This is a genomic window from Brevibacillus sp. HB1.3, from assembly GCF_013186635.1.
GTDB lineage: Bacteria > Bacillota > Bacilli > Brevibacillales > Brevibacillaceae > Brevibacillus > Brevibacillus brevis_D.
Genome location: NZ_JABMIT010000015.1, coordinates 71,530 through 85,954, shown reverse-complemented (window position 1 = coordinate 85,954; position 14,425 = coordinate 71,530). Strand labels below are relative to the sequence as shown.

Annotated in this window: 14 protein-coding genes; 3 read left to right on the top strand and 11 right to left on the bottom strand. The window is 48.3% G+C overall.

Going from position 1 to position 14,425, the window contains the following annotated elements:
• Positions 1 to 42: 42 nt before the first annotated feature.
• The 7 genes from HPY31_RS25980 to hemW all read right to left on the bottom strand — a co-directional run bounded on the left by HPY31_RS25980 (position 43) and on the right by hemW (position 7,941).
• Positions 43 to 801: a 16S rRNA (uracil(1498)-N(3))-methyltransferase gene (locus HPY31_RS25980; protein ID WP_172143013.1), complete on the bottom strand. Its 759-nt coding sequence runs from the start codon at positions 799 to 801 to the stop codon at positions 43 to 45.
• Between the two features lie 18 nt (positions 802 to 819).
• Complete coding sequence (gene prmA, locus HPY31_RS25975) at positions 820 to 1,761, bottom strand: 50S ribosomal protein L11 methyltransferase (protein ID WP_064202878.1); 942 nt, start codon at positions 1,759 to 1,761, stop codon at positions 820 to 822.
• Positions 1,762 to 1,860: 99 nt separating this feature from the next.
• Positions 1,861 to 2,988 carry a molecular chaperone DnaJ gene (gene dnaJ, locus HPY31_RS25970; RefSeq protein ID WP_012685741.1) on the bottom strand — a complete coding sequence of 376 codons (1,128 nt, stop codon included), beginning with the start codon at positions 2,986 to 2,988 and terminating at the stop codon, positions 1,861 to 1,863.
• A 150-nt stretch (positions 2,989 to 3,138) separates the two neighbouring features.
• Complete coding sequence (gene dnaK / locus HPY31_RS25965; RefSeq protein WP_172143012.1) at positions 3,139 to 4,968, bottom strand: molecular chaperone DnaK; 1,830 nt, start codon at positions 4,966 to 4,968, stop codon at positions 3,139 to 3,141.
• Between the two features lie 51 nt (positions 4,969 to 5,019).
• The gene (gene grpE, locus HPY31_RS25960) at positions 5,020 to 5,610 is read right to left on the bottom strand and encodes a nucleotide exchange factor GrpE (protein ID WP_142495768.1); all 591 of its coding nucleotides are present in this window, start codon (positions 5,608 to 5,610) and stop codon (positions 5,020 to 5,022) included.
• 9 nt (positions 5,611 to 5,619) lie between these two features.
• A complete protein-coding gene (gene hrcA, locus HPY31_RS25955; protein ID WP_012685738.1) occupies positions 5,620 to 6,645 on the bottom strand; it encodes a heat-inducible transcriptional repressor HrcA in 1,026 nt (341 codons plus the stop codon).
• Positions 6,646 to 6,798: 153 nt separating this feature from the next.
• On the bottom strand, positions 6,799 to 7,941 hold the full coding sequence (gene hemW / locus HPY31_RS25950; RefSeq protein WP_172143011.1) for a radical SAM family heme chaperone HemW: 1,143 nt from the start codon (positions 7,939 to 7,941) through the stop codon (positions 6,799 to 6,801).
• A gap of 338 nt (positions 7,942 to 8,279) precedes the next feature.
• Between hemW and ycaC the strand changes: the two genes are divergently transcribed.
• Positions 8,280 to 8,912, top strand: a complete 633-nt coding sequence (gene ycaC / locus HPY31_RS25945; protein ID WP_016742610.1) for an isochorismate family cysteine hydrolase YcaC — start codon at positions 8,280 to 8,282, stop codon at positions 8,910 to 8,912.
• Between the two features lie 158 nt (positions 8,913 to 9,070).
• Here the strand turns inward: ycaC and HPY31_RS29075 are convergent, their stop codons facing one another.
• Both HPY31_RS29075 and lepA read right to left on the bottom strand, forming a co-directional pair.
• Positions 9,071 to 9,193 carry a hypothetical protein gene (locus HPY31_RS29075; protein ID WP_256434435.1) on the bottom strand — a complete coding sequence of 41 codons (123 nt, stop codon included), beginning with the start codon at positions 9,191 to 9,193 and terminating at the stop codon, positions 9,071 to 9,073.
• A 283-nt stretch (positions 9,194 to 9,476) separates the two neighbouring features.
• On the bottom strand, positions 9,477 to 11,294 hold the full coding sequence (gene lepA / locus HPY31_RS25935) for a translation elongation factor 4 (RefSeq protein ID WP_172143010.1): 1,818 nt from the start codon (positions 11,292 to 11,294) through the stop codon (positions 9,477 to 9,479).
• A gap of 191 nt (positions 11,295 to 11,485) precedes the next feature.
• Here lepA and HPY31_RS25930 point away from each other — a divergent pair, with 191 nt between their 5' ends.
• Together HPY31_RS25930 and HPY31_RS25925 are read left to right on the top strand one after the other, a co-directional pair.
• Positions 11,486 to 11,974, top strand: a complete 489-nt coding sequence (locus HPY31_RS25930; RefSeq protein ID WP_172143009.1) for an HIT family protein — start codon at positions 11,486 to 11,488, stop codon at positions 11,972 to 11,974.
• A complete protein-coding gene (locus tag HPY31_RS25925; protein WP_172143008.1) occupies positions 11,952 to 12,830 on the top strand; it encodes a GNAT family N-acetyltransferase in 879 nt (292 codons plus the stop codon). The genes HPY31_RS25930 and HPY31_RS25925 overlap by 23 nt, the downstream gene beginning before the upstream one ends.
• A gap of 54 nt (positions 12,831 to 12,884) precedes the next feature.
• Here HPY31_RS25925 and HPY31_RS25920 read toward each other — a convergent pair whose 3' ends face one another.
• A complete protein-coding gene (locus HPY31_RS25920) occupies positions 12,885 to 13,889 on the bottom strand; it encodes a hypothetical protein (protein WP_172143007.1) in 1,005 nt (334 codons plus the stop codon).
• Positions 13,859 to 14,407 (bottom strand): sigma-70 family RNA polymerase sigma factor, encoded by a 549-nt coding sequence (locus tag HPY31_RS25915; RefSeq protein ID WP_041749358.1) that lies wholly within the window; start codon positions 14,405 to 14,407, stop codon positions 13,859 to 13,861. The genes HPY31_RS25920 and HPY31_RS25915 overlap by 31 nt, the downstream gene beginning before the upstream one ends.
• Positions 14,408 to 14,425: the final 18 nt, after the last annotated feature.

Genomic DNA, 14,425 nt, shown 5'->3' with positions numbered 1-14,425 from the left:
GCTTGCGGTCAACGAAAACGGTCATGACCGTTTCGTTCCTGCTCATCCTTTGTGAAGTGATGAAGCCTTTCGTTCAAACTGATAGGAAGCGCAGGCCAATACGTACTGGCTTGCTGTTTCCGTGCGTAAAATACGCGGGCCGAGGGAAACCGTCAGGAACCCTTTGCTCTCTGCTTGGGCAACTTCCTCAGGAGAGAAGCCTCCCTCCGGTCCAACGAGGACGAGAAGTGAATCACTCACAGTCATCTCTTCTAACACTTGATGAATCGTGGTACTGCCCTCTTTTTCATAAGCAATTGCACAATGCGTATACGATTGGCCAGCTTCAAGTATCTCACGAAATGAAACAGGAGATAAAAGCTCTGGCAAAACAGCACGATGAGACTGTTCAGCAGCCTCTTTAACGATTTTGCGCCAACGCTCCAGTTTTTTCGCTTCTTTTTTGGCGTCCAGCTTTACAATGGTTCGCTCAGAAGAAAACGGGAAAAAGGAGTACGCCCCAAGTTCCGTCCCCTTTTGCAAAATCCACTCCAGCTTCTCGCCTTTTGGAAGCCCCTGACCAATTGTGACCCGGATCGGCAGTTCTCGCTCTTCCTGAAGCATTTCCATTACTTCTGCCCGTACTTCCTTCGCAGAAAGATAGACAAGCTTGGCCCGTGCAGACCTGCCCGCTCCATCAGAAACGATGATTTCTTCGCCTTCCCGAGCACGCATTACATTTACGATATGGTGTACGTCGTCTCCGACAATCGTTAGCTCATTCTCAGTAAAGGAATGTGGCTCGACAAAATATCGTTGCATCTCGTCAACCCCACTATTCTATCGTTTTTTTGCTACAATTGCTACCCAGTCATCGATGAAAATGGTTTCCACGATCTCAAGACCTGAAGCCGCCAACGCCGCTTTCACATCCGCTTCACGCGCAGCAATAATACCTGACGAGATAAAGGTTCCACCTGGCTTCAGCACGCGGAATACATCGTCGGTGAAACGCACGATGACCTCAGCCAAAATGTTAGCCACGACCACTTCCACCTGCTCCTCGATGCCGTCGAGCAAGTTGTTTTGTCTCACGTTGATATGCTCATGCACACCGTTCAGTTCGGTATTGGCCTGTGCAGAGCGCACAGCTACTTCATCTAAGTCCATCGCTAGCACATCTTTTGCTCCGAGCTTGATGGCAGCAATACTCAAAATGGCTGTGCCTGTCCCAACATCATACACCTGATCGCCTTTTGCCATATACTTCTCGAGTGCACGCAGACAAAGAATGGTCGTCGGATGTGTACCTGTTCCAAATGCCATACCTGGGTCCATTTCGATAATGATCTCATCTGGATGCTTCGGCACGTACTCTTCCCATACTGGCTTGATGGTCATGCGATCCGATACATGAACCGGTTTGTAGTATTTTTTCCAGGCGTGGGCCCATTCATCTTCATGGACATCGTTTACAGCAATCGATGCCTTGCCGATATCCAAACCGTACTCGATCAACTGCGCCAGCTGCTCTTTCAATTCTTCTACAACATCTAACAGCTCGCTGCTGTCAACCGGCAGGTATGCCTTAACGAATACGCCCTCGGCCGGAAAATCATCAGGAGAAAGCTGGTAGATTTCGCCAAAGGGGGTATCCCACTCACGATAGAGCACCTCCGGGTCTTCAATTACGACACCATTGGCACCCAATTCATACAAGAGGCTTGACACCGCCTCCGTAGCCTCCGCTGTAGTATGGATACTGATTTCTGACCATTTCACGAATCTACCACTCCCCACATAAGCTCCCAATCGGGCTTTTCATTTAATCGACTTCGCTACATGAAACTTTAGGTAAAAAGCGGACAAAACCGCGACGGATTACTCGCCGCGGAATGCCCGTTTCATTTTTTCGAAAAAGCCTTCGTCTTCTCCTCCGTGCTGTCCTGGTTTTTCTCCAGACAGTTCGGCGAGCTCACGCAACAATTCCTTTTGTTTATCGCTCAGCTTGGTCGGCGTAATAACGCGCACTTTCACATGCTGATCACCGCGGCCGTTCCCACGCAAATGCGGAACACCTTTTCCACGCAAGCGGAAGAATGTTTCTGTTTGGGTACCTGCCGGGATCTTCAACTTCACGCGACCGTCGACAGTCGGCACTTCGATCTCATCTCCAAGTGCTGCCTGTGCGTAAGTAAGCGGAACCTCACAGTAGATATCATTTCCTTCACGCTCGAAAAACTCATGGCTCTTCACGCGCAATACGACGTACAAATCCCCAGGAGGCCCACCGTTTGCGCCCGGTTCACCCTCGCCAGTTACGCGCAGTTGTGCTCCATCGTCCACACCTGCTGGGATGTTGAGATGAATTTTGCGGCGTACCTTGACACGTCCACTTCCACGGCAAGTTGAACATTTTTCTTTGACAACTTTCCCTTTGCCTTCGCAAGTCGAGCAAACACGGCGGTTGACGATTCGGCCGAACGGCGTGTTCGCCACCACTTCTTGCTGTCCTGTACCACTACAAGTCTTACATGTATCGACACCGGAACCAGGCTTCGCGCCAGAACCAAGGCATGTATCGCATTCTGCTTCTTTTGGAATTTCCACGTCGGTTTCTTTTCCAAAAATCGCGTCGATAAAATCAATGCTGAGGCCAAATTGCAGATCAGATCCTTTGCGAGGCGCATTTGGATTCGCACGTCTGCCGTTGCCACCGAAGAACATATCAAAAATATCTCCGAAGCCGCCCATGCCTGATCCGTCAAAGCCTCCGCCACCGAAGCCCTGATTCGGGTCTTGGTGACCAAAACGGTCATACTGCGCACGCTTTTGTGGCTCGGACAGGATGTCGTACGCATCCTTCACTTCTTTGAACTTTTCTTCCGCGTCAGCCTCTTTATTTACATCCGGATGGTACTGACGTGCCAGCTTGCGATACGCTTTTTTGATTTCATCCGCGTCCGCGTCCTTAGCTACGCCGAGAACCTCGTATAAATCACGTTTCATCTCCAACATCACTCCCATGACAGTCAACTGTTATCATAGCATGTGACAGACTTGAAAAAAAGTCAAAGTCAGCATTCCGTGACTTTGACTTTCATGGGTCACATCGTGGGAAGTGAGGGAAGAAATTTCTCCCCTCACAGTTCCAGCGTGTTACTTTTTATCGTCTACCACTTCGTAGTCAGCATCAACGACATTGTCTTTCTTCGGCTCTTGACCTTCAGCGCCGCCGCCTTGTGCTGCTTGCGCTTGAGCTGCCTGCTCATAGAGCTTCACCGAAATTTGTTGGATGATCTCGGACAGTTCATCTTTCGCTGTCTTGATCTCTTCGAAGTTGCCGCCTTCCAGAGCAGCTTTTACTTTATCTTTCGCAGCGTTAGCGCGATCGATTTCAGCTTGGTCGATCTTGCCTTCTACTTCTTTGAGTGTTTTCTCAGTCGTGAATACGAGTTGGTCTGCTTCGTTGCGAATTTCTACTTGCTCTTTGCGTTGTTTGTCCGCTTCTGCATTCAACTCAGCATCTTTTACCATACGATCGATATCATCGTCGGACAGACCAGAGTTAGAAGTGATCGTGATACGTTGCTCTTTACCTGTACCCAGGTCTTTTGCACGTACGTTTACGATACCGTTCGCGTCAATATCGAAGGATACTTCGATTTGCGGGATGCCGCGTGGCGCTGGCGGGATATCGGACAAGTTGAAGCGTCCGAGCGATTTGTTGTCGCCTGCCATTTGACGCTCCCCTTGGAGAACGTGAATTTCTACAGATGTTTGGTTGTCCGCAGCTGTAGAGAACACTTGGGATTTGCTTGTTGGGATCGTCGTGTTGCGATCGATCAGCTTGGTGAATACGCCACCCAATGTTTCGATACCGAGGGACAGTGGAGTTACGTCGAGAAGAACGACGTCTTTCACGTCACCAGTCAGTACGCCCGCTTGAACAGCCGCGCCCAGTGCTACTACTTCGTCTGGGTTCACACCTTTATGTGGTTCTTTTCCTGTAAATTTCTTGATTGCTTCTTGTACCGCTGGGATACGAGTAGAACCACCAACCAGGATAACACGATCCAGTTCGCTTGGAGTCAGACCAGCGTCTTTCAGCGCTTGACGAGTTGGGCCCATTGTACGCTCAACCAGCTCGGCAGACAGCTCTTCGAACTTCGCACGAGTCAGGTTCATCTCCAAGTGCTTTGGACCTGTTGCATCTGCTGTAATGAACGGCAGGGAAATGGTCGTAGTCAATACGCCGGAGAGGTCTTTCTTCGCTTTTTCCGCAGCATCTTTCAAACGTTGTTGAGCCATGCGATCCTTGGACAGGTCGATGCCATGCTCTTTTTTGAATTCGCTCACCAGGTAGTTCATCACAACATCGTCGAAGTCGTCTCCGCCCAGTTTGTTGTCACCGGACGTTGCTTTTACTTCGAAGAAGCCATCGGACAATTCGAGAATGGATACGTCAAAGGTACCGCCGCCCAAGTCAAATACGAGAACAGTTTGGTCTTCTGTTTTCTCCATACCGTATGCAAGTGCAGCTGCGGTTGGTTCGTTCACGATACGCAGTACTTCCAAGCCAGCAATTTTACCAGCATCTTTTGTTGCTTGGCGTTGGCTGTCATTGAAGTAAGCTGGAACCGTAATCACTGCCTGCGTCACAGATTGACCAAGGTAGGCTTCAGCGTCCGCTTTCAGCTTTTGCAGGATCATAGCAGAGATTTGCTCAGGTGTGTACTGGTTGCCTTCCAGCGTTTCTTTATGGGCGCTACCCATGTGGCGCTTGATGGAGATTACGGTATTGTCTGGATTGGTGATCGCTTGGCGTTTTGCCGCTTCCCCAACGATGCGCTCGCCGTTTTTAAATGCTACTACGGATGGTGTGGTGCGGTTACCTTCCGCATTGGCAATAACGACTGGCTCGCCGCCTTCCATTACTGCTACACAAGAGTTGGTTGTTCCCAAGTCAATTCCGATTACGCGACTCATACAAAATGTCCTCCTAACACTTACGTCTAGTGAATTTACTTTTTTTTGAGATTACTCGTTCACTTGAACCATCGCCGGACGAACGACGCGGTCTTTGAACATATATCCTTTTTGCAGCTCGGCTACCACAACGCCCGATTCAAACTCAGGGTTTTGTGTTTGCATAACCGCCTGGTGGATGTGTGGGTCAAATGGTTTTCCTTGTGCCTCGATTGCAGCCAAGCCTTCTTTATCGAAAACTTGGACCATCTGACGGTATACCATGTTGACACCCTCCAGAAGGGATTCTACTGTCATGGATTCCTTGTCAGCGGCAAGTGCTCGCTCGAAGTTATCGAGGACTGGCAGAAGCTCTTCCACGATTTTCAGTGAAGCGTACTTAGCCAGATCTTCCTGCTCTTTGCGAACACGGCGGCGAAGGTTATCCATGTCAGCCATGGCACGCAGCATGCGGTTTTGGTGATCCTCAGCCTGAGCCTTCCAGTGAGCAGCCTCTTGCTCCCAGTTCATCTCGGTTGCTTCTGCTTGATCTGCGTCCTTTGCTACTTGTTCTTCCTCGAGAGTCGGGTCTTGCGTTACTTTTTCCTCGCTCAACGTCACTACCTCCTGGCGGCTTTTCCAGTCAAAAGACTGTGTTGCCATTCACTCCATTTATTTCTCAAACTGCGAAGTCAGCATGCGCGATAGGCCTTCCGCCAAATGATTGAGTACAGTAATGACCTTGCCGTATTCCATTCGCGTCGGCCCAAGTATCCCCACCATTCCAACTGGCTTGCCTCCAAGCGAGTATGAAGTGGTAATAATACTGCATTGCTTAATCGCGTCTAGCTGGTTTTCCTGCCCGATGCGTACCGTGAGACCATCACCCTGCATTCCGATCACATTCATTAATTGATCGTGCTGCTCTAATAGCTCGAGAATATCCTTGACTTTATCTACGTCTCGGAATTCCGGCTGGTTCATGATCTTGGTCGCACCGCGTAAGTATACGCGTTCTTCTTCTTGTGTCAGCGAGTTGTTGAGGAGCTGAAGAATTTCTTCATACTGCTCCGTATGACGTTGCATTTCACCGGAAATCTCTTGATAAAGACGTTGCCGAAGCTGCCATAGTGGCACGTCGGTCAGCTTTGCATTCAACAGATTGACGAGTTTCTCGATTTCCCCGGCCCCTATGCCTTCTGGAAGATCGATCAGCTTGTTCTCCACTCGTCCGGTATGTGTCACCACAATCGCGACAGCCTGTTCAGCATTGAGAGGAACGATTTGAATATGTTTTAACCGATGCTCAAAAATCTCTGGTCCCAAGACAATCGCCGTGTAGTTTGTCAGCTGAGAGAGAATTTGGGCAGTGTACTCTACCACTTGTTCTGCGTGGAGAATACGTTCGGCAAACAACTGTTTTAGTTTACCCAACTCCGTTTCCTCCAAAAGATGAGGCTGAATCAGGTTATCGACGTAGAAGCGGTATCCTTTTGTAGAAGGAACACGTCCCGCCGATGTGTGGGGCTGTTCTAAGTATCCCAGCTCCTCCAAGTCAGACATCTCGTTGCGTATCGTTGCCGAAGAGAATCCGATGTCGTCCCGTTTGGAAATGGTTCGGGAGCCAACAGGTTCGGCAGAATGAATGTAATTATCGACAATCGCATTTAAAATCATTTGTTGACGGTCAGATAACATGGATGTCTCTCGCCTCCTGTTGGATTGTTAGCACTCATGCTTATCGAGTGCTAAATCTATATACTAAGGTATCAATAGTAGAAGGATTTGTCAACGAACTTGAGCTAGTTCTATAGACAAAAAATCTCATTTTTCGCGAGTTTTACTTTTTCCTTAACGAAGAAAGCGCGCAAATACCTCATTTCCTAGCGGAAGCCCCTGTTTCGTCAGCTTCAAAAACCCGTCCTGTTCTTCCAGCATTCCTTTGGCTACCTCATCTTCTATTATTGTCCCAAAAACATCATGAACAGTTGCGCCAAAACGGGACGCAAACGCCGAAAGGTCAACTCCTTCTCTCAAACGCAGTCCCAAAATCATTTGTTCCTCCATGGCATCCTCGCGCGGTACCTCGAATTGTTCTACACGCGGCAGCCCTTCCTTGCACTTCTGCAAGTAAATCGCAAGCGGGCCAGCATTCACGTGTCGGTGACCGCACACATAACCGTGGGCACCTGCACCCAACCCATAGTATTCACGATTGAGCCAATAGGTTTTATTATGTTTGCTCTCGAAGCCCGGTTTTGCAAAATTGCTGATTTCATACTGCTTGTACCCATGCCGCTCCATCTCTTCTATTAATACCATGTACATCTCAAGCTCCGTCTCTTCAGATGGCAGTGGCAGCTGATCCTTTTGATAGAGCGTGTGAAACAGCGTGTTCTCCTCCACCTTGAGACTGTACGCGGAGAAATGGGTGGTACCTAGCCCAAATGCCTTGTCCAATGTCTGACGGAAAATGTCAAGTGTCTGATCCGGCAATCCAAACATCAGGTCGATGCTGAAGTTGTCGAAGCCTACTTTTTTCGCATTATCGATACTGCGGTACACGGCTTCCTGATCGTGGATTCGTCCCAGTCGTTTTAAGAGCGCGTCGTCAAAGGACTGTACACCAAAGCTCAGCCGATTGACACCCAGCTCACGCATGATCCGCAGCTTCTCCACGTCTGTCGTTCCCGGATTCGCTTCCATCGAGAACTCGATATCATCCGTCCAGTACTTGCCCAATTGATTTTGTACCATTTCCAAAAACGCGCGCATTTGAGCATGATCGAGAAACGTAGGTGTTCCTCCGCCGACAAAAATCGTTTTCACCTGCTCAATCGGCTGCTGGTTGAAGGTGATCTCCATTTCGCTTTTCAATGCGTCTAAGTAATCCCAAATGAGCTGCGGATTGTTCGTCACAAATGAGTTGAAGTCACAGTAGTAACATTTATTCGTACAAAAGGGAATGTGAATGTAAACCGATTGTGGCATCATGTCCCTTTCCCTCCTTTTTAATGGAAAAGACCTGACACAAGGTCAGGCCTAGTTCTTATCATCTATGCGTAAAACAGCCATATACGCCTTTGATCGACCTCGTTATTTTATTGTAACACAGTAAATGAGAGAATCGACTGCAAACATTGATACTGCAAGCATTTGTAACAGTTTGATTATCATAGTGTATTTTTCTATATCGAGTCAAACATGATGTGAAAGCGCGGGAATAAAACAGAATCTATCGTTTTAAGCAGTTTGTTCAAATTCGTGAATGAAACGTTTCATTTCGAATAGACATGTTAAAGTTGTTACTTGTTTTTGAGGAGGATTATTAAATGGCTGATCTCTATTCCCGTATTTCTAAAAATGATGCTGCTGTTCTTCTGATTGATCATCAAACCGGTCTTATCTCTGGACTTGTCCGTGATTACGGGGTTGATGAATTCAAGAACAATATTCTGGCTTTAGCAAAGACCGCGAAATTTTTCAATTTGCCTGTCATTCTTACCACGAGCTTCGAAAACGGTCCAAACGGTCCATTAATAAGGGAGCTCGTCGAACTCTTTCCAGACGCTCCTAAGATTGCACGTCCAGGACAGATCAATGCGTGGGATAATGAGGATTTTGTAAAAGCAATTCAGGCAACTGGCAAGAAGCAACTTATCATTGCTGGTGTGGTTACCGATGTTTGCGTAAGCTTCCCCGCACTTTCCGCTCTTCATGCAGGGTATGAAGCATTTATCGTCACCGACGCTTCTGGCACTTTCAGCAAACAGGTAGCGGAAGCCTCGTTAATGCGCATGGCACATGCTGGTGCGCAGCTTATGAACTGGTTTAGTGTAGCATGCGAGTTACAACGGGATTGGCGCAACGACGTCGAAGGTTTTGGTGCTTTACTGGCCAGTCACCTTCCCGGGTATCAAAATGTAATCGAAAGTTATCGAGCGCAGAACGAACTTGTAAAATAGAACCCACTTAGGGTACCTCCATATTGTTGGCGGTACCCTTTGCTATTACTTTCGTCCCTAAACCATTTGTATAATGATCTTTCAAATACTTGATACTACAAACAAGTAAAGGAGGTAGTTCTGATTGTCACCAACCAATAACGATTCCCAAGCAAAATCTAACTGTCCACCAGATTGTAACTTACCGAATCCAGAATTCCCGCCATCGAATGAAGTCCCTCATCCACCAACTCCTTGGCCACCACACAGCCTCGATCCTCACCCCCCAACTCCTTTACCACTTCCCCCAATCAATCCACATCCACCAGCGATACCACCTGTAACGAATCATCCCCAACCACCACATCCTTGGTGACCACTCGATCCTCCACAGGGTCGGGTTTTCATGTCATCAGAACGGAATGTGCCAAAAAGAAAGACGACAGAAGCAGATTTAAAAATTCTGCCTATGTCGTCGCATTCTACATCTCATTTCATACCGTTAACCTTCGAGTAACTTATGTATAAAAAAATAAATCCCCCACCATTTCGCCCATTGGTGGCTTTTTGGTGGGGGGAGAGCTGCTACTTCTTATCATCCATGCGCAATACAGCCATAAATGCTTCTTGTGGTACCTCTACGGAACCGACAGACTTCATGCGCTTCTTTCCTTCTTTTTGCTTTTCGAGCAGTTTGCGCTTACGCGAGATGTCCCCACCGTAACATTTAGCAAGAACGTTTTTACGCAACGCACTGATTGTTTCACGAGCGACAACCTTGTGTCCGATGGTCGCTTGAATCGGCACCTCGAATTGCTGACGTGGAATCAATTCCTTCAGCTTTTCGCAAATGACTTTACCGCGAGCATAAGCCGTATCTTTGTGTACGATAAACGACAGAGCATCCACCACTTCGCTGTTGAGGAGAATATCCATTTTCACCAGCTTGGAAGCTTTGTAGCCACCCAGCTCGTAGTCAAAGGATGCATATCCTTTTGTTCCGGACTTCAGCATGTCAAAGAAATCGTAGACGATCTCAGACAATGGCATGTCGTACTTCAGCTGCACGCGGTTCTCACCCAGGTACTGCATGTCAAGAAACTCACCGCGTTTACCTTGGCACAACTGCATAACATCACCAACGTATTCTTTCGGCACCATGACTGTAGCCGTAACGTAAGGCTCCTCGACCATTTCGATCTTTTGTGCTTCCGGCATTTTGGACGGGTTGTCGATTTCGAATACTTCGCCGTTCGTTTTGGTAATGCGATAAATAACGCTCGGCGCGGTCGTAATCAAGTTAATGTTGAATTCCCGTTCGATCCGCTCCTGGATGATCTCCATGTGCAGAAGTCCCAAGAAACCACAACGGAAACCAAAGCCAAGTGCTTGGGAAGTCTCCGGCTCAAACTGCAGGGACGCATCGTTTAGCTGGAGCTTTTCCAATGCATCGCGCAGATCGTTATACTCGTTCGTTTCGATTGGGTACAAGCCGCAGAAAACCATTGGGTTGATCTTGCGGTAACCAGGTAGCGGTTCAGCTGCAGGGCGATTCGCATCTGTAATGGTATCCCCCACACTGGTGTCTCCCACAGTTTTGATGGAAGCAGCTACGTAGCCTACATCTCCAACCGTCAATTCTTCTACTTGCGTTTGGCGTGGAGTTGATGTACCGATTTCGGTTACCTCGAACGACTTGCCTGTCGCCATCATTTTGATCTTCATACCCTTTTTCAAGGTTCCGTTAATGACACGGATGGAGGCAATAACGCCACGATACGCATCAAAATAGGAGTCGAAAATCAAAGCCTGGAGAGGTGCATCCGAGTCTCCCTCTGGAGCAGGTACTTTTTGCACAACAGCTTCCAGTACTTCTTTAATCCCGATACCTGCTTTGGCAGAAGTCAGAACCGCATCGCTGGCATCCAGACCGATCACGTCTTCCACCTCTTGCTTCACGCGCTCAGGCTCTGCGCTCGGCAGGTCGATTTTGTTGATGACCGGGATGATCTCCAAGTTGCTGTCCAACGCTAAATACACGTTAGCCAATGTCTGGGCTTCGATCCCTTGTGCCGCATCCACGACGAGGATAGCTCCTTCACAGGCAGCCAAACTACGGGATACTTCATACGTAAAGTCGACGTGTCCAGGGGTGTCAATCAGGTGGAGAATGTACTCCTCACCGTCATCTGCTTTATAGTTCAAACGCACGGCATTGAGCTTAATTGTAATCCCGCGCTCTTTTTCCAGCTCCATCGTGTCAAGAAACTGGGCTTCCATCTCACGTGCAGTCAAAGCACCGGTCAGCTCCAAAATGCGGTCTGCCAGCGTAGACTTTCCATGGTCAATGTGGGCGATGATGGAAAAATTTCGTATCCTTTTTTGTCTTTCACGACGATCCATGTGTTGTTCGTTCCCTCCCACGCGAATCCATTCAAACGTTCAGATTGCGCCTCGCAAAAAATACACTAACAGTAATTATAACAAACCGATGATATAAAGAGCAACCAAAGAGAATCAGGCATTTGCCTCCTTTTTCTCGTATCCAAACTTTTCCTGTGCTAAAGTGGTAATTAGCATGGAGGTGGCTAGGCATGAATCCACAGCAAGCCGATTGTTTGGGCTGTCGGTTGACCCATAGAATCGTAGAATCGCATATCGTCTTTGAAAACGAATGGGTGGCGTGCCTATTGGATATCGATCCTTTTTCGGAAGGTCATGTACTCATTCTTCCGAAGCAGCATTTCGTAGAATGGACAGACTTGGATGAATGTACGATACAAAAGGTATGCGAGGCAGTCACATCTCTATCCCATGCCCTTAACAAGTTGTACAAGCCCGATGGCATTACCATTTGTCAAAACGGCGGTGCTTTTAACGATCTGAATCATTTTCATATGCATGTGATCCCACGGTTTCATCATGACGGGTTCACGTGGAGCGACCCACTACAGGAACATGGAGCTGCGAACCGCTTGGCCGCTACACGTACAAAATTGGCGGAAGCATTGAACGATCTCTTCGGCGATATCGCCGTGAACGCAAAGAAGGAAACGGAGAATGATCAAAGTGAACAGCGTTGACTCTTGCTTGCATTCCTTAACGATAGCGGATATTCCCGGACTCATTTCCTTATCTAATTCCGTAGGCTGGGATTACGACGAATCGGAAATTCGCACAATTCTGTCTATCGGAACCGCATTCGGTCACAAAGAAGCGAATGGCACCCTACTTTCATGTGCGGCTATCATCCCGTACGATGACAAGCTTGCGAGCATCGGTATGGTGATTGTCCATCCCTCGTCGCAAGGCAAAGGGTATGGTCGCCAGCTTATGAAGGCGTGCATGGCATCTGTTTCTACGGATACATCGATCATGCTCATTGCAACTCCTGAAGGAGAGCCATTGTACAAAAATCTCGGGTTTCAGACAGTGGATCGTATTCGAAAGTTTATAGCTGAACGCTTTGTGCTTGAAGCACCTCTGCAAAACGAAGTGAATGACGAATTTGAAATTGTACCAATGGAGTTGGACGATTTCTCGAGCGTGGTTGAATTAGACAAAGCAGCACTGGGTAGCAGTCGCACTCATTTTCTCGAGACACGCATGAGACAAGCTAGCACCTGTCTGGTAGCCAAAAATCTCTCCGGCAAGGTCATCGGATATGGCTTCGCCGTACAAGGCCCGGTCAATCTGATCGCGGGGCCGATCGTCGCAGAGAATGCCGGTATGGCTGAACACCTCCTTCACAAGCTGACACAGCATCATACCGGACGTGTGCGAATAGACGTACCTGATGAACAAGCAGCGTTTCACACTTATTTGGAACAAAACGGCTTCACACAGGTTTCCCATCCCCCAGTAATGGTTTCGAATGCGAATAACCTGCCTCGCCGTAATGGGACGTACTGGGCGATAGGTGCTCAAATCTACGGATAGACATGAAAAGCGAAAAACGGACCTTCTTTTAGGCAAAGGTCCGTTTTGTCATTCTCAGTTTGTTTTTGATCGATTTTGAACTTGTTCCAGCACTTTTGGTGGAAATAGTTTTTGCAGGCTGCTCTGGTAGTTGCTGCCGTCCTCAGGCATTTGGAAGTCAGTAACCCGATAAGCATTTCCATTGTAGACAATTTGAAAGACCATCGGTGCACTGAGCCCGGAAGAATGGCTGCCCGTTATTTTCACCCAAGCGTATACGGTTCGCTTCGCAGCGTCTGGCGCTTCCACTCCAAGTAGCTCAACGTTTATCTCTCGATATTTTCCCAGCCACCCCAGCTTATCGCTTTCCGTCTCCAAATACTGCTGAATGATAGGCCCGACCAATTGACGGTTCGCAGGTGCTATCCCTTTTTTCACCTCGACAAAAACTTGTCCGAGATGTTTGCCTCCTGATCTTGCTTCCAGCTTCCATTTTCCCGGTTCAGGCAACACGATCCCTGATGGAAAATGACCATCTGCATCGTATAAGGGGTCCAAAACCTCGTAGCTACCCAATGACAGACGGGTCCCATCGATGTTGTAAGCAGTAATCTCTACTTCTTGGGCGTAGTCCCCATTCAACAGCCATATCACTCGCTGCGTCTGCCCTTCGTAGAAACCTTCCTGATCTGTCATGATGCGTACAGGCTTTTCTCCCAAATAAGAAAAGGACTGATTGTCGTAAGTGGAAGAGAAAGAAGGTGACAGCTTCCACAAATCGGCTTCGACGATTTGGCCACCTGGCAACAAGGAAGGTATTTGTGTCGCTTGTTGCGGAGGCATTATCACATGCTGTGCAGATTGTCTCTCCTCCTGAATGGGGAGCACCAACCACAAGAGCAAGCCCATCATCAGCACAACGCCCGGCAAGGCTAACTTCCTCCAGCCAGTCATCCACCCAATCCCAGACCTCACCCGCTGCCGCACTCGCTCTTCCATCGATGCAGTGAACTGTACATCACGAAAAATGGTCTGATCTGCCCGTTCCTTTAAATCCGCGAGCCATCGGTTTTCGTCCATTCCCAGTCCCTCCCCTCTCCCATACTCTGCCGTAGTTGCTGTCTTGCCCTATGCAACCGAGTTCTGACTGTTCCCTCCGTTACTCCTAGCACCTCAGCCACCTCTCCGATGGATAAATCCGCATAGTAATGAAGGGCAATCACTTGACGATAGAGCGGAGAAAGCTGCAACACTTCCGCAACGAGCTGGTCCTTCTCGGCTTGATCGAGCACAAGACTTTCTGTAGAAAGCTCCCCATCCTGTCTCATCCACGAGCGGGGAAGGATATGACGGAACGACCAAGAACGCAAATAACCTTTGCACTCATTAACCGCGATTCGATATAACCACGTGTGCACACTGCTCTCCTGACGAAAGCGTGGAAGATGTCGATACACCTTAACGAAGACATCTTGGGTAATATCCTCTGCCAAGCTGCGATCTTTGACCAGAAAAGTGACGAGTCGAAGCACGCGGGTCCCATATTCCCTCATGATTTGTTCAAAAGCAGCATCTGTCGTTGGCTGCAATTTTTCCAAGGGCGTGACCTCCTTCAC